General features: G+C 67.9%; 26 protein-coding genes. 18 read left to right on the forward strand and 8 right to left on the reverse strand.

Going from position 1 to position 22,000, the window contains the following annotated elements; genetic code table 11:
* Nucleotides 1–9: 9 nt before the first annotated feature.
* The gene (locus QRT08_RS07070; protein ID WP_286045230.1) at nt 10–279 is read right to left on the reverse strand and encodes a hypothetical protein; all 270 of its coding nucleotides are present in this window, start codon (nt 277–279) and stop codon (nt 10–12) included.
* A 129-nt stretch (nt 280–408) separates the two neighbouring features.
* Here QRT08_RS07070 and mfnA point away from each other — a divergent pair, with 129 nt between their 5' ends.
* The 3 genes from mfnA to metG all read left to right on the forward strand — a co-directional run bounded on the left by mfnA (nt 409) and on the right by metG (nt 4,194).
* Complete coding sequence (gene mfnA, locus QRT08_RS07075) at nt 409–1,482, forward strand: tyrosine decarboxylase MfnA (RefSeq protein WP_286045231.1); 1,074 nt, start codon at nt 409–411, stop codon at nt 1,480–1,482.
* Nucleotides 1,483–1,509: 27 nt separating this feature from the next.
* Entirely contained in the window at nt 1,510–1,896 is a 387-nt protein-coding gene (locus QRT08_RS07080) for a universal stress protein (RefSeq protein WP_286045232.1), read from the forward strand.
* Nucleotides 1,897–2,118: 222 nt separating this feature from the next.
* The gene (gene metG, locus QRT08_RS07085) at nt 2,119–4,194 is read left to right on the forward strand and encodes a methionine--tRNA ligase (protein WP_286045233.1); all 2,076 of its coding nucleotides are present in this window, start codon (nt 2,119–2,121) and stop codon (nt 4,192–4,194) included.
* On the opposite strand, the gene QRT08_RS07090 is transcribed toward metG, so the two are convergent.
* Nucleotides 4,191–4,478: a GYD domain-containing protein gene (locus QRT08_RS07090; RefSeq protein WP_286045234.1), complete on the reverse strand. Its 288-nt coding sequence runs from the start codon at nt 4,476–4,478 to the stop codon at nt 4,191–4,193. The genes metG and QRT08_RS07090 overlap by 4 nt on opposite strands.
* Before the next feature lie 102 nt (nt 4,479–4,580).
* Between QRT08_RS07090 and pyk the strand changes: the two genes are divergently transcribed.
* The 5 genes from pyk to QRT08_RS07115 are packed head-to-tail and all read left to right on the forward strand — an operon-like array spanning nt 4,581 to nt 9,044.
* Nucleotides 4,581–6,365 (forward strand): pyruvate kinase, encoded by a 1,785-nt coding sequence (gene pyk, locus QRT08_RS07095; protein WP_286045235.1) that lies wholly within the window; start codon nt 4,581–4,583, stop codon nt 6,363–6,365.
* A 1-nt stretch (nt 6,366) separates the two neighbouring features.
* The gene (locus QRT08_RS07100; RefSeq protein WP_286045236.1) at nt 6,367–6,561 is read left to right on the forward strand and encodes a DUF7312 domain-containing protein; all 195 of its coding nucleotides are present in this window, start codon (nt 6,367–6,369) and stop codon (nt 6,559–6,561) included.
* Nucleotides 6,562–6,599: 38 nt separating this feature from the next.
* Nucleotides 6,600–7,166 carry an NfeD family protein gene (locus tag QRT08_RS07105; protein ID WP_286045237.1) on the forward strand — a complete coding sequence of 189 codons (567 nt, stop codon included), beginning with the start codon at nt 6,600–6,602 and terminating at the stop codon, nt 7,164–7,166.
* A 58-nt stretch (nt 7,167–7,224) separates the two neighbouring features.
* A complete protein-coding gene (locus tag QRT08_RS07110) occupies nt 7,225–8,382 on the forward strand; it encodes an SPFH domain-containing protein (protein ID WP_286045238.1) in 1,158 nt (385 codons plus the stop codon).
* Between the two features lie 50 nt (nt 8,383–8,432).
* Complete coding sequence (locus tag QRT08_RS07115; protein WP_286045239.1) at nt 8,433–9,044, forward strand: winged helix-turn-helix transcriptional regulator; 612 nt, start codon at nt 8,433–8,435, stop codon at nt 9,042–9,044.
* Between the two features lie 92 nt (nt 9,045–9,136).
* On the opposite strand, the gene QRT08_RS07120 is transcribed toward QRT08_RS07115, so the two are convergent.
* Entirely contained in the window at nt 9,137–9,373 is a 237-nt protein-coding gene (locus tag QRT08_RS07120; RefSeq protein WP_286045240.1) for a DUF7123 family protein, read from the reverse strand.
* A gap of 404 nt (nt 9,374–9,777) precedes the next feature.
* Between QRT08_RS07120 and QRT08_RS07125 the strand changes: the two genes are divergently transcribed.
* Genes QRT08_RS07125 through QRT08_RS07135 form a run of 3 tightly spaced genes read left to right on the forward strand, consistent with a single transcriptional unit; the run spans nt 9,778 to nt 12,182 of the window.
* Nucleotides 9,778–10,740: a transcription initiation factor IIB gene (locus tag QRT08_RS07125; RefSeq protein WP_286045241.1), complete on the forward strand. Its 963-nt coding sequence runs from the start codon at nt 9,778–9,780 to the stop codon at nt 10,738–10,740.
* 31 nt (nt 10,741–10,771) lie between these two features.
* Complete coding sequence (locus QRT08_RS07130) at nt 10,772–11,455, forward strand: type I 3-dehydroquinate dehydratase (protein WP_286045242.1); 684 nt, start codon at nt 10,772–10,774, stop codon at nt 11,453–11,455.
* Nucleotides 11,456–11,486: 31 nt separating this feature from the next.
* Nucleotides 11,487–12,182, forward strand: coding sequence for a carbonic anhydrase (locus QRT08_RS07135; protein ID WP_286045243.1), 696 nt, complete (start codon nt 11,487–11,489; stop codon nt 12,180–12,182).
* Between the two features lie 10 nt (nt 12,183–12,192).
* Here QRT08_RS07135 and QRT08_RS07140 read toward each other — a convergent pair whose 3' ends face one another.
* Complete coding sequence (locus tag QRT08_RS07140; protein WP_286045244.1) at nt 12,193–12,939, reverse strand: CehA/McbA family metallohydrolase; 747 nt, start codon at nt 12,937–12,939, stop codon at nt 12,193–12,195.
* Between the two features lie 222 nt (nt 12,940–13,161).
* Here QRT08_RS07140 and QRT08_RS07145 point away from each other — a divergent pair, with 222 nt between their 5' ends.
* Nucleotides 13,162–14,685, forward strand: coding sequence for a S8 family serine peptidase (locus tag QRT08_RS07145; protein ID WP_286045245.1), 1,524 nt, complete (start codon nt 13,162–13,164; stop codon nt 14,683–14,685).
* A gap of 78 nt (nt 14,686–14,763) precedes the next feature.
* Here QRT08_RS07145 and corA read toward each other — a convergent pair whose 3' ends face one another.
* From corA to QRT08_RS07160, 3 genes are read right to left on the reverse strand one after another with little or no spacing between them, the layout of a single operon-like run.
* Entirely contained in the window at nt 14,764–15,717 is a 954-nt protein-coding gene (gene corA, locus QRT08_RS07150) for a magnesium/cobalt transporter CorA (protein ID WP_286045246.1), read from the reverse strand.
* The gene (locus tag QRT08_RS07155; RefSeq protein WP_286045247.1) at nt 15,714–15,869 is read right to left on the reverse strand and encodes a hypothetical protein; all 156 of its coding nucleotides are present in this window, start codon (nt 15,867–15,869) and stop codon (nt 15,714–15,716) included. Before QRT08_RS07155 ends, corA begins: the two co-directional genes overlap by 4 nt.
* Nucleotides 15,870–15,902: 33 nt before the next feature.
* Nucleotides 15,903–16,460, reverse strand: coding sequence for a VTT domain-containing protein (locus QRT08_RS07160; protein ID WP_286045248.1), 558 nt, complete (start codon nt 16,458–16,460; stop codon nt 15,903–15,905).
* A gap of 89 nt (nt 16,461–16,549) precedes the next feature.
* On the opposite strand from QRT08_RS07160, the gene QRT08_RS07165 reads away from it, so the two are divergent.
* Nucleotides 16,550–17,281 (forward strand): glycosyltransferase family 2 protein, encoded by a 732-nt coding sequence (locus QRT08_RS07165; protein WP_286045249.1) that lies wholly within the window; start codon nt 16,550–16,552, stop codon nt 17,279–17,281.
* Here the strand turns inward: QRT08_RS07165 and QRT08_RS07170 are convergent.
* On the reverse strand, nt 17,278–17,772 hold the full coding sequence (locus tag QRT08_RS07170; protein ID WP_286045250.1) for a deoxyuridine 5'-triphosphate nucleotidohydrolase: 495 nt from the start codon (nt 17,770–17,772) through the stop codon (nt 17,278–17,280). The genes QRT08_RS07165 and QRT08_RS07170 overlap by 4 nt on opposite strands.
* 146 nt (nt 17,773–17,918) lie before the next feature.
* On the opposite strand from QRT08_RS07170, the gene QRT08_RS07175 reads away from it, so the two are divergent.
* The 5 genes from QRT08_RS07175 to QRT08_RS07195 all read left to right on the forward strand — a co-directional run bounded on the left by QRT08_RS07175 (nt 17,919) and on the right by QRT08_RS07195 (nt 21,993).
* Nucleotides 17,919–19,892, forward strand: coding sequence for an aconitate hydratase (locus QRT08_RS07175; protein WP_286045251.1), 1,974 nt, complete (start codon nt 17,919–17,921; stop codon nt 19,890–19,892).
* A gap of 92 nt (nt 19,893–19,984) precedes the next feature.
* Entirely contained in the window at nt 19,985–20,482 is a 498-nt protein-coding gene (locus QRT08_RS07180) for a GNAT family N-acetyltransferase (RefSeq protein ID WP_286045252.1), read from the forward strand.
* A 31-nt stretch (nt 20,483–20,513) separates the two neighbouring features.
* Nucleotides 20,514–20,873, forward strand: a complete 360-nt coding sequence (locus QRT08_RS07185) for a DUF5810 domain-containing protein (protein ID WP_286045253.1) — start codon at nt 20,514–20,516, stop codon at nt 20,871–20,873.
* A gap of 25 nt (nt 20,874–20,898) precedes the next feature.
* A complete protein-coding gene (locus tag QRT08_RS07190) occupies nt 20,899–21,309 on the forward strand; it encodes a DUF5809 family protein (protein WP_286045665.1) in 411 nt (136 codons plus the stop codon).
* 90 nt (nt 21,310–21,399) lie between these two features.
* Nucleotides 21,400–21,993 (forward strand): NUDIX hydrolase, encoded by a 594-nt coding sequence (locus tag QRT08_RS07195; RefSeq protein ID WP_286045254.1) that lies wholly within the window; start codon nt 21,400–21,402, stop codon nt 21,991–21,993.
* Nucleotides 21,994–22,000: the final 7 nt, after the last annotated feature.

A 22,000-nucleotide genomic window follows, 5' to 3' on the forward strand; every position in this document is an offset into this window, starting at 1 on the left:
TCGCTCGATCTACTGGAATCGAAGGCCCTTCTCGAGTTTCTCGGCGAGGCGCATCTGCTTCATGTAGCTCGCGGCACCGAGCAGCGTCGGCGCCCACAGGCCGACGAACAGCCCCTGTTCTTTGTCCCCCTTGCCGTAGAACAGGAGCCACGAGAGCGCGACCGACGCGGCCGCTCCCAGCGCGACCGGGTCCGACATCGGGTCGAACCCTCCGGTGGGCATCTCCGTTTCCGCTTCCATCTCATCCGAGTCGGTCTCGCCGTCGTCGAATAGTGTCATTGCATCTTCCAGTACCGCCGAAACGTCGTTAGTCGCGCTGCCGTATGGAGCAAGGAGTATAGAACCCAGCGGGAATCGGCGCCGAAAACGGAACGGAACGGATAAGCGCCTCGCTCGGACAGGGAGGGTATGCAACGGGCAGGGGGCAGGACGCCGCAGTCGTTCGACCGGGTGCTCTCCTCGATGTGTACGGAGCCCCACCCCGCGGCTCGCCGGGCCGCAGAGCGGTTCCTCGCGACGAACCCCGGCGATCCCGCGAGCTACCCCGCCGTCGCGGATCTCGAAGCCGAAGCGATCGGCTATCTCGGCGAGATCACCGGACTCGACGATCCCACGGGCTACGTCGCGAGCGGCGGCACCGAGGCCAACATTCAAGCCGTTCGCGCCGCGAGGAACCTCGCCGAGGGGAGCGCCGGGAGTGACGGCGTGAACGTCGTCGCCTCCGAGAGCGCCCACTTCAGCCTCCGGAAGGCCGCCGGACTGCTCGACGTCGAGTTGCGACTCGTCCCCACGGAGGACGGGCGGGCGGACCTCGCGGCGGTCGAGGCCGCGGTCGACGAACGGACGGCGCTCGTTGTCGGAATCGCCGGCACCACCGAGTACGGCCGGGTCGACCCGATCCCCGAACTCGCGGGGATCGCCCGCTCGGTCGGGGCCCGGACCCACGTCGACGCGGCGTGGGGCGGGTTTCTACTCCCCTTTACCGACCACGACTGGGATTTCTCCGATGCCGACATCGACTCGATGACGATCGACCCCCACAAGGTCGGGCGGGCGGCGATCCCCGCGGGGGGCTTTCTCGTCCGCGACCGGGAGACCCTCGACGCGCTGGCCGTCGAGACGCCGTACCTCGAATCGGCGAGTCAGGCGAGCCTGACGGGCACGCGAAGCGGGGCGGGCGTCGCGAGCACGGTCGCGGCCTGCGAGGCGCTGTGGCCCGACGGCTATCGCGAGACCTACGAGCGCGCGCGGGCCGACGCCGAGTGGCTCGCCGGGGAGCTGTCGCGACGGGGCTTCCCGGTGGTCGACCCCGAACTCCCGGTCGTCGCCGCCGATATCTCCGAGGAACTCTTCGAGGCGCTCCGGGGGGCGGGCTGGCGGATCTCGCGGACCGGCCGCGGGGAGCTCCGCGTGGTCTGTATGCCCCACGTCACGCGCGCGATCCTCGAACGCTTCCTCGTCGATCTCGACAGGTACCGGTAAGCCGCTGTAGCCAGTAGAGGGTCCCGTATGTACGACATCATCGTCGGCGTGGACACGGACGTCGAACGCGCGCGCACGCAGGGGGCGGCGATCGCGGATCTGCCGGGGAGCGAGGAGATCAACGCGATCCTCGTCCACGTCTTCGGGGGCGAGGGCGGCGACATCGAGTCGGTCGACGCCGTCGACGAGGCGCGCTCGATCCTCGAGGGGGCGGGCGTCGAGATCACGACCGAGGGGATCGGCGGCGAGCCGGCGATCGCGCTCCTGGACGCCGCGGCGCGCCACGACGCCGACTGCGTCTGCGTCGCCGGTCGCAAGCGAAGCCCGGCCGGCAAGGCGATCTTCGGCAGCGTCACGCAGGACGTGATCATGGGGGCCGACCGCCCCACGCTGGTCTGTAGCACCGATGAGTGAGCAATCCGTATCTCCCTCGATCCGGTAGGGAGGACGTGATCGTTCACCGACGGTCGCCGTCGATGCGCCTACGAACGCGCCGATAGCGCCCGGTGGACGCCTCGATCGTGCCGGTCATACGGCTTCTCGCGGGGGACGAAACCCGGCGGTTCTGTGGATCGTTCGGAACCATCAACGGCCGAAACCGGCGGGTTTAGGACCCGCGACGAGTCAAAGAGAACCATGAGCCACGACGAGTATCCGACGGATCATCCCGCGGTGGTCACCTGCGGGCTGCCCTACGCCAACGGCGACCTGCACATCGGTCACCTGCGCACGTACGTCAGCGGCGACACCCTCGCGCGCTCGCTGCGGCGACTGGGCCAGCAGACCGCGTTCGTCAGCGGCTCGGACATGCACGGGACCCCCGTCGCGGTCAACGCCGAGAAACAGGGGATCTCCCCCGAGGAGTTCGCCCTCGAGTACCACGAGAAGTACGAGGCCACCTTCCCGGAGTTCGGCGTCGAGTTCGACAACTACGGCCACACCCACGACGCGACCAACACCGAACTCACCCGGGAGTTCGTCCGGACGTGGATCGAGAACGACCACGTCTACGAGAAGGAGATCCAGGTGGCGTGGGACCCCGAGGTCGACCAACCGCTCCCCGACCGCTACGTCGAGGGGACCTGTCCGTACTGCGGGGCGAAGGCCCGCGGCGACGAGTGCGACGAGGGCTGTCAGCGTCATTTAGAGCCCGGCGAGATCGAGAACCCCACGAGCACGCTGACGGGAAACCCCGCGGAGTACCGGACCCGCGAACACGAGTTCCTCCGGCTCTCTGACTTCCAGGAGTACCTCAAGGGCTTTCTCGGGCGGCTCGAGGGGACCGACAACGCCCGCAACCAGCCAAAGGAGTGGGTCGAGGGCGACCTCCAGGACCTCTGTATCACCCGCGACATGGACTGGGGGATCGACTACCCCGGGGAGGGAAAGGAGGACCTCGTGCTCTACGTCTGGGTCGACGCCCCCATCGAGTACGTCGCGAGCACGAAACAGTACTCGGAGCGGGCCGGCGAGGAGGTCTTCGACTGGGCCGAACCGTGGCGCGACGGCGAGGGCGAGTTGATCCACGTCATCGGCCGGGACATCATCCAGCACCACACCGTCTTCTGGCCCGCGATGCTCCGAGGTGCGGAGTACAACGAGCCCCGGGCGGTGATGGCGAGCGGGTTCGTCAACCTCGACGGGAAGGCCTTCTCGACCTCGCGTAATCGCGCGATATGGGCCGACGACTACCTCGACGAGGGGTTCGACCCCGACCTGCTGCGGTACTACCTCGTCACCACCGGCGGGTTCCAGCAGGACGTCGACTTCTCCTGGGAGCGCTTCCAGGAGCGGGTCAACGGCGAGTTGGTGGGCAACTTCGGCAACTTCGTCTACCGGTCGCTGCTCTTTGCCCACCGGAACTTCGAGGGCACGCCCGAGGCGGAGGTCAGCGAGGAGGTCCTCGCGGAGATCGACGGGGCGATCGAGGGGTTCCGCGAGGGGATCAACGAGTACTCGCTGCGCGAGGCCAGCCAGGCGGGGATCCGCCTCTCGCGCTTCGGCAACGAGTACATCCAGCGCAACGAGCCGTGGAAGCTCGTCGACGAGGACCGCGAGGAGGCCGCACGGGTCATCCGCGACTGCGTCCAACTGGCGAAGGCGGCGGCGATCCTCCTCGAACCCGTCCTCCCGAACGCCGCAGAGCGCCTCTGGGCGCAGCTAGAGGAGGGAGGTTCGGTCCACGACGTCCGACTGGCGGCGTGTCTCGAAGCCCCGACCGAGGAGTTCGGCGAGCCCGAGGCGTTGTTCGAGAAGGTCGAGGACGACCGGGTCGAGGAACTCAACGGGAAACTCGCGGAGCGCGTCGCCGCCGCGAGCACGGAGGCCGAGGACGAAGGCGAAGAAAGCGGGGACGAAACGGACGGGTCCGTGGACCTCGAACCGCTCGCCGAGGAGCGCATCGGGTTCGAGGAGTTCCAGGACCTCGACGTCCGCGTCGGCGAGGTGCAGGTCGCGGAGGGGATCGAGGGCGCGGACGACCTGGCGCGCCTCGAAGTGGATATCGGCGTCGAGACCCGCCAGATCGTCGCCGGGATCAAGCGCCTGCACGATCTGGAGGAGCTGCCCGGCACCCGGGTCGTGATCCTCGCCAACCTCGAACCCGCGGAGCTGTTCGGCGTCGAGAGTAACGGAATGTTGCTCGCGGCGGGCGAGGACGCCGACCTGCTGACGACGCTCGGCGACAGCGAACCGGGGACGAAGGTCCGCTAGCGGTCCTCGACGAGGTCGGCGAAGTGCTCGGTCGGGGCGACCTCCATCGTCTGCATGTCCAGCCCGTAGCCCTGGATGGTGAGCGCGGCCTGGAAGGCGGTGTCGCGGTCGGGCGCCTCGAGGATCAGGACGAAGTCGTACTCGCCCAGCACGGCGTAGGACTCCTCGATCCGCACGTCGAAGCGTTCGAGTTCGGTTCGAACCTCGCCCCACAGCGAGGCCAGATCCTGGACGTTCTGGAACTCCCTGTCCTCCACGTCGACCAGCGAGGCGTAGGTGGGCATGGTCGTCGGTTCGCCGCGCGGACGGAAAGACGTTCGGCCGAGCGTTGACTCGGGATCGAACTAACCGTTGGGCTTTTTGCCGGGTTGCCGTCTACATCCCCCATGAGAAACGCGAAGATCGTCTGTACGCTCGGGCCGGCATCGGACGACCGGCGCACGATCCGCGAGTTGGCCGACGCGGGGATGTCGGTCGCACGGCTCAACGCGAGCCACGGCAGCCGCGAGGACCGCGCCGAACTGATCGACCGCGTCAAGGAGGTCGACGAGGGCTCGGAGGAGCCGCTGGCGGTCATGCTCGACACGCAGGGCCCGGAGATCCGCACCGCCCCCTTAGAGGAGCCGATCGAACTCGAGGCCGGTTCCCGCGTGCGCTTCGTCGAGGGCGAGGACGCCACCCCCGAGGAGGTCGGTCTCTCGATCCCCATCACCGGGGTCGAACCCGGCGACCGGGTCCTGCTCGACGACGGCCGGATCGAGACGACCGTCGAGGCGGTCGAGGGCGAGGTCGTGATCGCCCGCGTCGAGAGCGGTGGCCCCCTGCCGGGTCGGAAGGGGGTCAACGTCCCGGGCGTGGAACTCGACCTCGACGTCGTCACCGAGAAGGACCGCCGGGACCTCGAACTCGCCGCCGAGAAGGGGGTCGACTTCGTCGCGGCCTCGTTCGTCCGCGACGCCGAGGACATCTACGAGGTCGGCGCGACGGTCGAGGAGTTCGGCGACCCGATCCCGATCGTCTCGAAGATCGAGCGCGCCGGGGCCGTCGAGAACTTGCAAGAGATCGTCGAGGCCTCCTACGGCGTGATGGTCGCCCGGGGCGACCTCGGAGTGGAGTGCCCGATGGAGGACGTCCCGATGATCCAGAAACGCATCATCCGGGCGTGTCGGGATGCGGGCGCGCCCGTCATCACCGCGACGGAGATGCTCGACTCGATGGTCCACTCGCGGAGACCGACCCGCGCGGAGGCCTCCGACGTCGCGAACGCCGTCCTCGACGGCACCGACGCGGTGATGCTCTCGGGCGAGACGGCGATCGGCGACCACCCCGTTCGTGTCGTGGAGACGATGGGCAGCATCGTCCGGCAGGTCGAACGAAGCGACGAGTACGACGAGGTGCGCGAGAGTCGCGTGCCCGCGCCGAGCGACTCGCGGACCGAGGCGCTGGCCCGCGCGGCGCGCTACCTCGCGCGCGACCTCGACGCGAGCGCGGTCGTCGCGGCCAGCGAGTCGGGGTACACCGCCCGGAAGATGGCGAAATACCGGCCGGGCGTGCCCGTCATCGCCTCGACGCCCACCGAGCGCGTACGACGGCAACTCGCGCTGTCGTGGGGCGTCGCCGCCCAGTACGCGCCCTTCACCGACGAGGGGCCCAACGCCGTCATCGAGAACGCCGTGAACGCGGCGCTCGACTCGGGCGTCGCCGAGAGCGGCGACACCGTGGTGGTGCTCTCGGGGATGATGAGCGAGATCGAGGGCGCGGGCACGACGAACATGCTCAAGGTCCACGTCGCCGCCGAGACGCTCGAGACGGGGACCGGCGTCGTCTCCGGGCGGACGAGCGGGCCGGTCGTCCACACGCCGGACGGCGACCTCGCGGGGGTCGAGCAGGGATCGGTCCTCAGCCTCCCGCCGGGGTTCGACGGCGAGTTCTCGGGCGATCTCTCGGGGATCGCGGCGATCGTCGACGCCCGCTCGGGGATGACGGGCTACCCCGCGATGGTCGCGCGCGAACTCGGGATCCCGATGGTCAGCGGCGCGGACCTGAGCGACGTCCCCGACGGGACGACGGTGACCGTCGACGCCGAGCGCGGCGTGATCTACGAGGGCGAACTCGCGAGCCCGACCGAACGCCGCGAAATCGACGCCCCCGACTGGGCGAGGGGGCGGTGAGATGGCGAGCGACGGTGACGACGGGGAGTGGACGTACTCGATCGAGGAGGTCGGCGAGGACGCCGGGGACGGGGACGAAGGGGACGAACGCCGACGGATCGAACCCGAGTCGATGAACCCCGAGAACGTCGCGTTCGTCGTCCTCGGGGTGCTCATCGCGATCGGGACGATCGCCTACGGGCTGGGAATTATCTGATCCGGAAACATTAATCGGGTCCCGTCCCAACACGTGGTATGGTAGAGATCCTCGGGGAGTCGTTGCCGCTCGTCCTCCTGGTCGTCGGGGTGATCCTCACGATCGCGGAGGCGATCGCGCCGGGTGCTCACCTGATCGTCCTCGGGGTCGCGCTGGTCGTCGCCGGGCTGGTCGGGCTGGCGCTCGGCCCCTTCATCGGCGGCGGGGCGCTCGCGGTCGCGCTGGCGGCGACGGTCCTCCTGGTGGGTGGCGTCGCGCTGTTCGCCTACCGCGAACTCGACATCTACGGCGGGAAGGGCGCGGGGCGGACGAGCGATTCCGACTCGCTCAGGGGGCGCACGGGGCGGGTCACCGAACGGGTCACGCCCAGCGGCGGACAGGTCAAACTCACCGGCGGCTTCAACCCCTACTACACCGCCCGGTCGATCGACGGCACCATCGAGGAGGGCGAGGAGGTGTTCGTCATCGACCCCGGCGGCGGCAACGTCCTCACGGTCGAGTCGCTGGGCGTCGTCGAGGACGAGATCGACCGCGAACTCGATCTGGGGCGGGTGACGGACGACGAGGACGCCGAACGCGAACCCGAGTACGACCTCGAGAAGTAGTGGAAGGGAATCGGTGACTAGGGGAACCCTTTTGGTATATAAATCCCAACAGTTCCATATGATCCCCGCCGTACCGCTGCAGGCGACGCTCACGCTCACGTTCGTCGCGTTGTTGCTCCTGTTTCTCGCCATCGTCACCGTCTGGCAGATGGTCGAGATCGTCGACGCGACGGAGAAACGCGCCCTGACGGTCTTCGGCGAGTACAGGAAACTGCTCGAACCGGGGATCCACTTCATCCCCCCGTTCGTCAGCGCGACACACCGATTCGACATGCGGACCCAGACGCTCGACGTGCCCCGACAGGAGGCCATCACGCGGGACAACTCGCCCGTCACCGCCGACGCCGTCGTCTACATCAAGGTGATGGACGCGAAGAAGGCCTTCCTCGAGGTCGACGACTACAAGCGGGCCGTCTCGAACCTCGCCCAGACGACCCTTCGAGCCGTGCTCGGCGACATGGAACTCGACGACACCCTGAGTCGGCGCGAGCAGATCAACAACAAGATCCGAAAGGAACTCGACGAGCCCACCGACGAGTGGGGCATTCGAGTGGAAAGCGTCGAAGTTCGAGAAGTGAACCCGAGCCAGGACGTCCAGCGCGCGATGGAACAGCAGACCTCCGCCGAGCGAAAGCGCCGCGCGATGATCCTCGAGGCGCAGGGCGAACGCCGCTCGGCCGTCGAGAAGGCGGAAGGGGACAAACAGTCGAACATCATCCGCGCCCAGGGTGAGAAACAGAGCCAGATCCTCGAGGCGCAGGGTGATGCGGTCTCCACGGTACTGAGAGCGAAGTCCGCGGAATCGATGGGCGAGCGTGCGGTCATCGAACGCGGGATGGAGACCCTCGAATCGATCGGTCAGGGCGAGTCGACCACGTTCGTCCTGCCCCAGGAGCTGACCTCGCTGATGGGTCGGTACGGCAAGCACCTCACCGGCAGCGACGTGAAGCTCGACGAGGGACAGCTCGACAGCCTCGAGTTCGACGACGAGACCCGACAGATGCTCGGCCTCGACAACATCGACGAGCTGATCGGCCAGATCGACGAGGAGGCCGACCTGGACGTCGAGGAGATGGAACAGGAGGCTCAGGCGATCAAGGAGGGCGAGGACGTGGGCACCATCCAGGACCCCGACGAGGTGATCACCGGGATGAGCGACGAGTTCGAGAGCGAGGAGGAGCGAGAGGACCTCGAAACCGAGACCGAGACGAACTGATTGAAACGGGCCGAAGCTGTTTTATCTCGGCTCCGCTATGTACCGGTAGTATGGCAGAGCCGGGGCGAGAGCCCGTCGATCGGGACAAGCGGACGACGCTGCGGCGATTCGCCGCGCTGGGAGCCGCGAGCCCGCTCGCGGCGTTCGTCGGGTCGAGTTCCGACAGCGACGCCCGCTCTGCGATCGCGGGCTACGTCTCCTCGACGCCCGGTGCGCACTTCTCGAAGATCCGCGATGACCTCTCGCTGGGCACGGGCGAGACCCAACACCACCTCCGGCGGCTGGTCGACGCGGGCGCGATCGAGAGCCACATGGACGGGGAGTACCGCCGGTACTTCCCCACAGGCAAGTTCTCCGCGTTCGAGCGGCGGGCGCTCGGCTACCTCCGCCGGGAGACGCCCCGCGGGATGGTGCTCGCGCTGCTCGCGAACCCGGCGACGACCGGGAGCGCGATCGCCGAGCGCCTCGACGTCTCGACGGCGACGGTGAGCAACACGGCGGCCGATCTCGAGGAGGCGGGGCTTCTCACTCGAACGGACGGGTACGCGGTCGAGCGCCCCGAGACGCTCATCTCGCTTCTGGTCCGGTACGCGGACTCGTTCGACGACCGGACGGTGACGTTCGCGGATCGGGCCGACGAGGTGATCCGCTACGACCCGTAGTCCGACCCGATTCGGCAGTTCGGCGGGCCGAGTATGGACCGGGGCGAGTAGCCCGATCGAAGCGACTCGCGTTCGGTCCCGTGCGGGGGGACCTACTGGCTGACCATCCACGTCGTCGACGAGGAGTAGCCCCACTTCTCGACCGTGAGGCCGAAGTCGCCCGTCTGGAGCGTCCCCATGTTCGTGCCAACCTCCTTCGCCGTGAGACCGAGGTCCTCGGCGATGAGTCGGGACTTGAAGTACGTCTTGGTGTCGACGTGCTCGCGCAGGTACTGGAGGATGCGCTGTTGGGTCTCGTTCAGGCTACTCACGGTCGCGGTCGTGCTCATGCCAGCACGTATGCACGTATCACCTTTAGCGGATTTGGTACGACTGGTTAACCCGCCGCAGCCATGCGGTTTTTCTGCATCGTCGGGGGGACACTCCCCCGCTGGTGCGGGGGGTTGGTACGGCTGGTTAACCCCGATGGGTTGCGCTTCGTCCCCGTGGCCGACACCGACCCACCCCGCCGGTGGGCGGCAGGGGGGCCTGCGAGGGGCCGCCGCGTGGACGTGTGTCACTAATTAAATCATTCGTTACAAACACCCAGGAGGGCGGTACAACCGGGTGTCATGCCGATCGCGATTTCGATACCGGAATACTTAAGTAAGTTTCGGACTTACCACATCTCAATCAGAAGATCCGGGATTTTTCAGGTTTCCCTGCCCGGCCAGCGTCCGCCCTCTCACCACCAATGAGCGAGAACATCCGAGAACGAACGCGCGAGACCGAGGACGAACAGGAGCGAGAACGCGAGGAGTACAGCTGTCCCGAGTGCGGCGGCCAGCTGATCAGCGACGACGAACACGGCGAGACCGTCTGTGCGGACTGCGGACTCGTCGTCGCCGAGGATTCGGTCGATCGCGGGCCGGAGTGGCGCGCGTTCGACTCGCGCGAGAAGGACCAGAAATCGCGCGTGGGGGCCCCGACGACCAACACCATGCACGACAAGGGCCTCTCGACCAACATCGACTGGCGCAACAAGGACGCCTACGGCAACTCGCTTGGGAGCCGCCAGCGCCAGAAGATGCAGCGCCTCCGAAAGTGGAACGAGCGATTCCGGACACGCGATTCGAAGGAACGCAACCTCAAGCAGGCGCTCGGCGAGATCGACCGCATGGCCAGCGCGCTCGGCCTGCCGGACAACGTCCGGGAGACCGCGAGCGTGATCTACCGCCGGGCGCTCAACGAGGACCTCCTGCCGGGGCGCTCGATCGAGGGCGTCGCCACCGCGAGCGTCTACGCCGCCGCCCGGCAGGCCGGCGTTCCCCGCAGCCTCGACGAGATCAGCGAGGTCTCGCGCGTCGAGAAGAGCGAGGTCGCACGCACCTACCGCTACGTCGTCCGGGAACTCGGGCTGGAGGTCCAGCCCGCGGACCCCGAGAGCTACGTCCCGCGGTTCGCATCGGGGCTCGAACTCTCGGACGAGGCCGAACACCGCGCGCGCCAGCTCCTGCGGAACGCCAAGGAGAAGGGCGTCCACTCGGGCAAGTCGCCCGTCGGGCTGGCCGCCGCGGCGGTGTACGCCGCCGCGTTGCTCACCAACGAGAAGACCACCCAGGCCGCCGTCAGCGAGGTCGCCGACATCAGCGAGGTCACGATCCGCAATCGGTATCACGAACTCCTCGAAGCCGAGGAGAGCGTCGGCATCGCATAGAGTAATAGCCGCCCGGTTCATCGATCGGAATATGGGCCTCGATTTCGATTCCTTTACGCTCGCCGCGTCGACGGCCGATCTGGGCGAGGAGCCACGCGCACGCGAACGCGCCGACTGCGTCGAGTTCCGCATGGATCTCGCGGCGGATTCGCTGACCGCACTCGCCTCCTACACCGGCGACCTCCCGATCATCGCGACCAACCGCGCCGACTGGGAGGGTGGCGGAGCGGACGAACCCTCGGAGGAACGCCGCCTCGACGACCTGGCTCGCGCCGCCGAGTTCGACAGCGTTGAGGCCGTCGACGTCGAACTCGCCGCGTTCGACTCCGGCGCGGCCGAGGAGACCGCGGCCCACGCACGCGATCACGGGGCGAACGTGATCGCCTCGGCTCACGACTTCGAGGGGACGCCGGGGACCGACGAGATGCGCGAGACGCTCGAACGGGCGATCGAGTACGGCGATATCGGCAAGCTCGCGGTTCGCGCCGAGGAACCGGGCGACGTCCTCGTCCTGTTGTCGATCACCTACGATCTGGCGAGGAAGGGGAACCGAGTCGCGACGATGGCGATGGGCGAGGCGGGCCGCCACTCGCGGGCGGTCGCACCGATCTACGGCTCGAAGATCGGCTACGCGCCGGTCGATCCCGATGAGGCGACCGCGCCGGGGCAGTACGACCTGGCGACGCTACGAGAACTGGTCGACCGGTTGCGGTAGCCATTTCACGACCGTCGACGAAGTCGACCACATGCCGGGAGTCTCGATCGAATCGCTGCTCGAACGGAACGACACGCACGTCGAATCGCTCTCCGAGGGTCACTTCGACGCCGTCCAGGACGGCCAGCGGCCCGCGCTCGTCTCGGTCTGCTGTTCGGACTCCAGGGTGTCCCAGGAGGGGATGTGGAGCGCCGACGAACCGGGCTGGATCTTCACCCCGAGCAACATCGGCAACCAGGTCTGGGAGCGCCACGACGGCGACCTCGTCGTCGACGGGTCGGTGCTCTACCCGATCGTCCACACCGAAACGGGGACGACGGCCGTCGTCGGCCACACCGGCTGTGGGGCGGTCACGGCCGCGTATCACGCCGTCCGCGGCGAGACGGGCGAGGAACCCCCGGGGATCCGAAACGGGATCGAACTCCTCGTTCCGGTCGTCGAGGAGGCCCTCGAGGAGGGCGTCGTCGACCCCGACACGGACGAGGCGACGACGATCAACCGCCTGGTCGAGTACAACGTCCGCCGACAGGTCGAGTTCCTCGTCGGGGCGGAGGAGGTCCCGGACGACGAGCGGATCTACGGGTTCGTCTACGACTTTCAGAGCGTCTACGGGTCGGTCCCCGGGAGGGCCTACCTCGTGAGCGCCGACGGCGAGACCGATACCGATCGGCTTCGGGAGGCCGTTCCCGAGAACTCGCAGGACCACGTCCGAAGCCTACTGGAGTAGCCCTCGGGAGTCAGCGGTCCATCGACGCCGGAACGGTGGGGACGACGGGCATCCGGGAGGTGATCAGGTACGAGGACTTGCGGACCGCGCCCTTCGCGTACTGTTTCGTGCTCTTGTGGACCGGGGTGCGTTTGCCCTGGATGCGGGTCGCGCCGTTCGCGAGGGCGTCGATAACGGTCTCGCGCGTGATGTCCGCCGCCGTCAGCCCCCGGTCGGTCTCGATGGTGATCTCGGTGTACGCCCGCCCGACGTTGGGCAGGTAGTGGGCGTCGCTCGCGCCGAGTTTCGGGTACTCGTGGCGTTCGGCGAACGCCTTCGCCCGCCGGTTGCGATAGCCGGTAAACAGCATCGAGTTGTACACCTCGATCGCGTCGCAGTCGTCGATGCGCCGTTTGCGGACGCCGTGGCGCGAACGCTGGAACGGGTGGGGAACCGCCGCGACGCCGCCCAGTTCGCGGACCTCCTCGACCGTCTCGCCGAAGGGGCGGCCCGCGTCGGGGAGGTCCTCGACGCCGATCGCGAGCAGGTGGCCGTGGGCGGTCGAGACCTCGACGCCCGGAATGCCGATCAGGCCGTACTGGGGCGCGAGTTCGGCCGCACGGAGCGACTGCTCGATCTCGTCGTGGTCCGTGATCACGACGCTGTCGAGCCCGATGTCGGCGGCGTGTTCGAGGATGAGTTCGACCGGCTCGTGGCCGTCGTACGAGCCGTCCGAGTGGACGTGCGGGTCGACTGAGATCGTGATGGTCGTAGACATATGAAGGTACTACTGGTGGGCGGACGACGCGCGCTGGCGGTATCGAGCGTCTATATGTCGGAAACAAAGTTAAACCCTTCCGTCGGGTGTGAATCGTGTGAACACGGCGCTCGCGCGCCGGATCGAAAACGGGGCGAAAGCCACGACACGGCCGAAATCGTCCCACAACCGAAACGTTCCGACGGAACGGTTTTTATGGATACGTCGTGAGTGTGGAACGCAATGCCAGACATGAGTGAAAATAACAGGGCGTCGGGGACGGGTGACGCCGCGGGCGTTCCCCGCCGGGCGTTCGTCCGCTCGGTCGGCGTGATCGGCGCTGCGGGTATCGCGGGCGCGTTCCCCGGGGCGGCGAGCGCCGCCATCGACGACGCCCTCGATACGGCGACCGACACGTTACAGGAGGTCCTCGTGGTGTTCGAGGGGAACGACGACGTCGCGCTCCTCGAGGATCTCGACCTCGCCGACGGCTTCCACGGGTTCGACGTCCTCCCGATCGCCTTCACCCGGCTGACGGGTCCCCAAATCGGGACGGTCGCGGGGTTCGAGGAGGTCCTCAAAATCGCGCCGAACCGCGAACTCGAGTACTTCAACGATGAGGCGCGCGAGACGAGCGGGGCGAGCGAGGTGCAGGCCGGCGACGGGGTGGGGAAGTACACCGGCGAGGGCGTCCATAGCGTCGTGATCGACTCGGGGATCGACGGCCTCCATCCCGACCTCGCGGGGGGCCTCGTGGCGAACTGGCGGTGGGTCGGCGACCCGCTCACTGACGACGGCGACACCACCCTCTGGGTCGACGCCGGCGGGACCAACACCGACGACAACGGCCACGGGACCCACTGTTCGGGCACCCTCTGTGGCGACGGGGCAGAGAGCGACGGCGAGTACCGCGGGATGGCCCCCGACGCCGACCTGACGGTCTACTCTGCCGGGCTGACCCTCCTGATCGTGAAGGTCGTCGCCGCCTACGACCACATGATCGCCCGGAAACGGGCGGGCGAGACGGACGTGCAGGTCGTCTCGAACTCCTACGGCGCGAGCGAAACGGGGGATTTCGATCCGGACGACCCGGGCAACGTCGCCACGTGGCACGCCGCACGGGAGGGGATCCTCCCCGTCTTCGCGGCCGGGAACAGCGGCCCGGAGACGAACACGCTCAACTACCTCGCCCGCGGCCCGCACGTCCTCGGGGTCGCCGCCACCCACACCGATACATCGGTGGCCGAGTTCTCCTCGCGCGGGCGCTCGGAGGGGTTCGATGGCGAGACGAACTACGACCGCGCGACGGCCTTCGAGAACCTGCGCGCCCACCACGACGGCGAAGGGTCCGAGGGGGCGCTCGGAATCTACCGCAACGGGATCGGCGCGAAGGGCGCGGCCGTGCTGAGCACGCTCAACCCGGCCCACCCGCTGCAGGCGACGGGCGACGACGCCGAGACGTTCTACGGCCTGCTCTCGGGGACGAGCATGGCCTGTCCCTGCGTTGCGGGCTGTGCGACGCTGCTGATCGACGCCTACCGCGAGACGCAGGGGTCGACGCCCGAGCCCATCGACGTCCTGAACACGCTCGAGGCCGAGGCGGACCTCGACGCGATAGCGGACGTCGAGGACCCCGACGGGGCCGCGGTCTACTCCGCCGAGAACGTCGGCACGGGCTTCGTCGACGCGCTGGAGGCCGTCTCCCGGGCCGAGAGCGGCGACCTCGCGGGCTTCGACGAGGTCGAGGTCGCGCCGAGCGGAGGGTAGCTCATGGGTCGTACCCGGGTGCCGGTGGTCGGTAATCCGCTCGGACGGACACGGGCACGGGGACTCCGACCGAGCGTATCACAGGTAGTCCTGCCGGCGGAAGTACGCGACGAGCACGAGGGAGATCCCGGCCATCCCGAGCAGGACGGCGAAGTAGCCCCCCGCCCAGCCGAGTTCGGGCATCGCATCGAAGTTCATGCCGTAGACGCCGGCGACGAACGTCAGCGGGAGGACGATCGTCGCGACGACGGTGAGGCGTTTCATCACCTCGTTGGTCGACTGGGAGATCGTGTTGAGGTAGATGTCGCGCGCCCCGCCGACCAGGTCGCGGTAGGTCTCGGTGAGTTCGACCAGATGCACGAGACGGTCGTAGACGTCCCGGAAGTACTTCTCGGTCTCGGGGCGGACGTGGTCGGGGTCGCCGCGCGCGAGCGCGCCGACGGCCTCGCGGGTCGGCCACACGAGCTTTCGAAACCCGAGTAGCTCGCGCCGGAGGCGGTTGATTCGTTCGAGCGTGTCGATGTCGGTCGAGGTCGTGACGAGGTCCTCTACGTCCTCGATCCTCGCTTCGAGCGAGTCGAGGCTCTCCAGGTACTCGTCGGTGACGCCGTCGACGATCCGGGAGGCGACGAAGTCGGGGCCCCGGGCGAGCAGTCGGCCGTCGCGCTCGACCGCGCTCCACGCCCGGTCGCAGGCGTCGGTCGCCGTGAACGAGAAGGTGACCAGCCAGTCGTCGCCGATGCAGATCCCCAGCGGGTCGACGAGCAGTTCCTCCTCGAAGGACGTCTCGCCGACGGCGAGTTCTGCGACCTTCAACAGGACGAACGTGTAGTCGGGGTACTCCTCGGTCTTGGGCCGGACCACGCCCGAGAGGTCCTCGACGGCCAGCGGGTGGATCCCGAACGCCTCCGCGACCCGGTCGAGTTCCCCGTCGGCGGCGTCGGTCACGCGCACCCAGACCGATCCCTCGGCCTCGCGGGCCGCGACGACCGACCCCGGCCGGGAGCCGTCGGTGGCGATCGACTCGATCATGGCCCGCCGAACCCGACCGCGACGATCGCGATCCCGACCATGACGGCGGTTACCGAGAGCGCCCGGCCGGGGTACGCGGCCGCGAGGCCGACGAGATAGCCGGCGAGCCCGCCCGCCGTCAGGAGGAGGCCGATACCCAGTGTCCGGTTCATGCGCTCCCCATCGCCGCCCGGGTCCAAAAGCGTTCAGAGCCCGATCGTCCCCTCGAGGAACAGGGCGACGACGACCAACCGGCCGACGCTGCCGGCGAACGCCGCGACCGAAAAGCGCAGGTAGTCGTCCTCGAGGACCGAGAAGGCGTACACCGAGGCGGTATCGGGGAAGAAGGGGATCGAGAGGACGATCGCCATCCCCAGATAGCCGTACCGTCTGGCCATCCGGATCGAGGCCTTCCGGGACCACTCGTGGATCCGGAACCGGGAGTTCTCGATCGCCTTCTGCACCGGGTCCGACTCGCGGACCGAGACGCTGATCCAGAGGACGAGCACGCTGCCGACGGCCTTGCCGAGGCCGCTGACGACCACGATGATCGCGAGGCGGCCGGTCGGGGAGAACCCGAGATCGAGCGGCGCGAACAGGACGAGTTCGCTCGGGAGCGGCACGACGGCGAAGCCGAGAACGAACGAGTAGGCGAAGACGATTCCCAGCCCGAACCAGCCGCTCGCGAGCGCGATGAGCGCCTCCGCGAACGCGACTACCCGGTCGGGAGACGTAACGAAGGCGAGAACAGGAGCCCCGTCCATGTGTGTCCTACTCGGTCGAAGGTATCTAAACATCTCGCCACAAGTGATAAATCGGGTAGCCTGCGAACACACACCCGAGCCACCCCTCCATGAGTAGCACGCTCGTCACCGTCGCGCTCCCGAGCCTGAACGAACAGCGTCGGATCGGGGCCTGTCTGGACTCGCTCGCCGCCTCGATCGAGGCCGCACCCGACGAGTACGCCTTCGAGGTGCTCGTCCTCGATTCGTACAGCGAGGACGACACCGTCGAGATCGCACGGGATCACCCGATCGTCGACTGCGTCGACCTCGTCGAGCGGGGGATCCTGCGGGCCCGCCACCGCGGGTTCGAACTCGCACACGGCGAGGTCTGCGTCGCCGTCGACGCCGACAGCCTCTACCCGCCCTCGTTCCTGCGCGAACTGCTCGCCCCCTTCGAGCCGGGCGTCTCGCTCACCTACGGCCCCGTCGAGGGCGAGAAACAGGCCAACATCGACGCCTCGATACGGCTCGCCCTGCAGTACGGCCTCCCACTGGTCGGCCTCGATTGGGTCAGCGGGTCGAACCGGGCGATCCGGACCGACGACTACTTCGAGGCGGGCGGCTATCGCCTCGCGGCCGACGGCAACGCCCTGTTTCGCGTGATGATCGAGGAACAGCTCCTCTTTCCGCGCCGCCTCCGCGGACGGGTCGTCTTCGCGCGCGAGGCCGTCTCCTCGCAGAGCGCGCGCACGCTCGAACAGCTGTTCTTCCTCGAGGAGAAGGAGGGCGGCGTCGAGTGGAACGTGATCAGCCCCTACGAGTCGTTCTGCCGGTATCGCGAGAAGCTCCGGCGGGACTAGTCTCGCGGCGTCTCGTAGTTCTCGCCCTGATAGGTCCCCTCGTAGGTCCCCTCGTGGTCGGCCTCCGCGAACACGAGCTGGGCGATGCGCGCGCCGCGTTCGAGTTCGACGTCGTGGTGAACTTCCAGCAGGCCCTCGCCCCGTCCCTCGTAGCCGGCGTCCCACACCGCGGTATCGAGCATGCAGCCGTTTCGCATGAGCGAAGAACGCGGGTAGACGAAGCCGACGTGGCCCTCGGGAATCCGGACCACCTCGTCGTAGCGCACGATATACCCGCCCGGTTCGAGGTAGTACGTCTCGGGGACCTTGCGGTCGAACTCCTCGCTCGCGACTCGCTGGCGCTCGCCGATCTCGGTGTCGTTTCTCGTGATCCGGCCGGGTTCGAGCGGCTCGAAGATCGCATCGAGCGTGAGGTCGACGCCGTTCGGTTGGATCTGTGCCCCGGTCGTCGGCGTGACGTGCTCGTCGACGAAGGCTCCGTCTCGGTACATATCCACCCTCTCGCACAGGGGGGATAAACCCCTGACGAACCGCGCGTGTTCGTGCAATAATTGCCCGCCCGGCGGTCGATTTACAACGATTATCGGTACATAAACACGAGGGATTTATACCCGTGGACGGCCGAGATTCGCGTGATATGGGACAGACGCTAACGGAAAAGATCCTCGACGAGCACCTCCTCGACGGGGAGCTCGAACCCGGCGAGGAGATCGGGATCGAGATCGACCAGGTTCTCACGCAGGACACGACGGGGACGATGGTCTGGCTCCAGTTCGAGGCGCTCGACCTCGACGAGGTCCAGACGGAGATCGCCGCCCAGTACTGTGACCACCAGACCTACCAGTTCGACTTCAAGAACACCGACGACCACCGCTTTCTCAGGAGCGCAGCGGGCACGTTCGGCGCGCACTTCTCGCGGCCCGGCAACGGGATCTGCCACAACGTCCACAAGGAGAACTTCGCCGCGCCCGGCAAGACGCTCCTGGGCAGCGACTCGCACACACCGACGCCGGGCGGGCTCGGCCAGCTGGCGATCGGCGCGGGCGGGCTCGACATCGCCGTCGCGATGGGCGGCGGCCCCTACTACATCGAGATGCCCGAGGTCGTCAACGTCCGCCTCGAGGGCGAACTCCCCGAGTGGGCGACCGCGAAGGACGTCATCCTCGAGATGCTGCGCCGGCTCTCGGTGAAGGGCGGCGTCGGCAAGGTGCTCGAGTACACGGGTCCGGGCGTCGAGACGCTCTCGGCCCCCGAGCGCACGACCATCACGAACATGGGGACCGAACTCGGCGCGACCACCTCGATCTTCCCGACCGACGAGCGCACCGAGGAGTTCCTAGAGAGCCTCGGCCGCGGCGACGAGTACGTCGAGATCGGGCCCGACGAGGACGCCGAGTACGACGACGAGATCGTCGTCGACCTGAGCGACCTCGAACCGCTGATCGCCCAGCCGTCGATGCCCGACAACGTCGTTCCGGTCCGCGAGGTCGCGGGCACCGACGTCGATCAGGTCATCATCGGCTCGTGCACGAACGGCGCCTACGAGGACATCCTGCCCACCGCGAAGATGCTCGAGGGCCGCACGGTCGACATGAAGACCGACATGATCGTCGCGCCCGCGTCGAAGCAGGCCAGCGAGATGCTCGCGCGCGAGGGCTGGACCGCGGAGCTGATGGCCGCCGGCGTCAACTTCTCGGAGGCCACCTGTGGGCCGTGTATCGGCATCGGCCACGTCCCCGGCAGCGACTCGGTCTCGCTTCGGACGTTCAACCGCAACTTCGAGGGCCGTTCGGGCATCGAGGACGACTCGGTCTACCTCTGTTCGCCGGAGGTCGCCACCGCGGCGGCCATCAAGGGCGAGATCGTCGACCCGCGCGACCTGGCCGAGGAACTCGGCGACCTGGAGGACCCCGGCTTCGAGATGCCCGAGCAGTACACGGGCTCGAAGGCCGACCTCATCAGTCCCGAGGAGGCCGTCGACGACGAACTCATCAAGGGGCCGAACATCGCGGACGTCCCCCTCAAGGAGCCGCTCGACGCGCACATCCAGGGTGAAGCGCTGCTGAAGATGGAGGACAACATCACGACCGACCACATCGTGCCCGCCTCCAGCGACATCCTGATGTACCGCTCGAACATCCCGAAGATCTCGGAGTTCACCCTCTCGCGGGTGGACGACACGTTCTCCGAGCGCGCCCAGGCCGCAGACGGCGGCGTCCTCGTCGCCGGCGAGAACTACGGGCAGGGCTCTTCGAGAGAACACGCCGCGCTCTGTCCGATGTACCTCGGCATCGAGGCGGTGTTCGCCGAGAGCTTCGCGCGCATCCACAAGGCGAACCTGTTCAACTTCGGGATCGTCCCCTACACGATCGACGAGGAGACCTACGAGCGCATCGAGCAGGGCGACGACATCGAGGTCGTCGACGACGTCCAGGAGGGCATCCGGTCGGGACAGAACGAGTTCACCATCCGCGTGAACGACGACTGGGAGGCGACCGCGCGCCTCGACGCCAGCGAGCGCGAGCGCGAGATCGTCACCGCCGGCGGCAAGCTTCCCTACACGAAACAGCAGGCCGAGGGCGGCAGCGGCGCGGCCCCCGCCGACGACTGATCGCCGCAGACGCGACTCACAGCTCGACGCGCGAATCGGGGTCCGATTTTTCGAGGGTGTAGTGTTTTGACGACGGAGGCCGTAGACACCCTGTGAACACGGACGCCGTCGAACTCAGACCGGCCACGCAGGCGGACCTCCTCTCGGTCTACCGGATCGAGAAGGCGTCGTTCCCCCAGCCGTGGCCGTTCTCGGCGTTCGAGGACTTCCTCGGCGAACCCGGGTTCCTGGTCGCCGTCGACGGTTCGACCGGCCCCAAGACCCGTTACCGGGACGCGAGCGCGGACGGAGTCGTCGGCTACGTCGTCGCCGACAGCGTCCCGAACCACGGACGGGCGATCGGCCACGTCAAGGACCTCGCCGTTTCGCCCGACCGGCGGGGCGAAAGGGTCGCGACACGCCTGCTCTCGCGTGCGCTCTCGATCCTCGGGCGCGAGGGGGTCGGCTGGGTCAAACTCGAGGTCCGCGAGGACAACGACCCCGCGATCGCGCTCTACCGGGCGTTCGGGTTCGAACCCCGGCGGCGGATCCCCGGCTACTACGCCGACGGCGAGACCGCGCTCGTGATGGTGCGGGCGACCGAGGCGTAAGGCCGTTAGGAGGCGCACCCCTAGAGGAGGTATGGGCTACGCCTGTCCGGTCTGCGAGATCCCCCAGCAGGACGAGACGCACCTGGCGAACCACCTCGCCTTTGCCGCCATGCTCGGGAACGAGGACCACGAGGGATGGCTCGACGAACACGTCCCCGGCTGGGGGGAGATGGACCCCGAGACGCTCGGTGAGCGGGCCGTGCCGTTCGCCTCCGAGGAGGAGTTCGAGACGGTCTTCGAGGACACCGCCCACGACCACGGTGGTCCCGGACGCCTCGAGGACGCGGTTCCCCCACAACGGGGCCGCCAGACGATGGGCGGCGAGGCGAGCGAGATCCTCGCCGAGGCGGAGGCGATGACCCGCGAGATGTACGAATCCGAGGAGGAATAAGGCCCGCCGGGAAACGACGAGTATGATCGAGACGGACGGCCGGTTCGCCCCCGACTCGCCCGCGGAGGCCCGCGAGCTGTACGAGTCGGTGGGACCGATCGCACAGGTCGTGACCCGCGAGGTCGCGAAGGCGATGGGGTTCGACCGCGAGGAGTACCGCGAGCGGGTGACGGGCGAGGTGGTCGAGACCGCCCGCGACGCGCTGTTCGCCTCGCTGTTGGAGGTTCGTGACGGATCGCGCGAGGAGTTCGAGGAGTGGCGCACGGGGTTCGAGGGGGAGTGTGAGGTGCTCGGCAGCGAGAACGTCGACCGGGTCGTCTGGCACGCGTTCGACGGGGAAGCGATCGCCGCCACCTACCAGCACGAACCCGAGGCCGCCCACGGTACCCTCCGGCGACAGGCGTTCGGACGGCTGTACCGGCCCGTCTTCGAGTGAACGGGACGCGGAGCAGCCGAACCATCTCTTGGGCGTCATCCACGTCGATCGAAACGGGACGCTTTATCGGGTGGCGATCACAGAGGAACCATGAGCGAGTCCGACAGGGATACCGCATGGGAGGTCCTCGAATCGGTGGCCGAGTACGAGACGGGCTGGTACACCGGCGGCTACGACCTGGTCGAACAGCCCGACGGCACGACCAAGAAGTATTACTGGGCCGAACTCGCGCCCGCGGCCGTGGTGGTCGCCTGCGTGCCCGCCGGCACGTCGTGGGTTGACGGCGATAGCCGTCACACCTCGACGGGCGAGGAGGTGCTGTTCGTCGAGCAGTACCGCCCCGCGATCGGCCAGACCCACCTCGAACTCCCCGCGGGGATCGTCGAGGACGGCGAGTCGTTCAGCGAGGCGGGCGCGCGCGAACTCACGGAGGAGACGGGCTTCGCGGCCGACGGAGTCTCCCTGCTCCAGCGGTTCTGGGTCGCGACGGGCGCGATGCGCCACGAGCGCGCGATCGTCTTCGCCGAGGGGCTCACCCCCGTCGAACAGGCGTTGGACGACGACGAGTTCCTGTCGGTGAAATCGGTCCCGGTCGAGGAGGCTTTCGCGCGCGCCCGCGAGGAACCGACGAACGACGCGACCCTCGAGGGGCTTTTGCTCGCGCGCGAGGAGGGGCTGATCTAGGGGTTTA

The sequence above is a fragment of the Halalkalicoccus sp. NIPERK01 genome, assembly GCF_030287405.1.
GTDB lineage: Archaea > Halobacteriota > Halobacteria > Halobacteriales > Halalkalicoccaceae > Halalkalicoccus.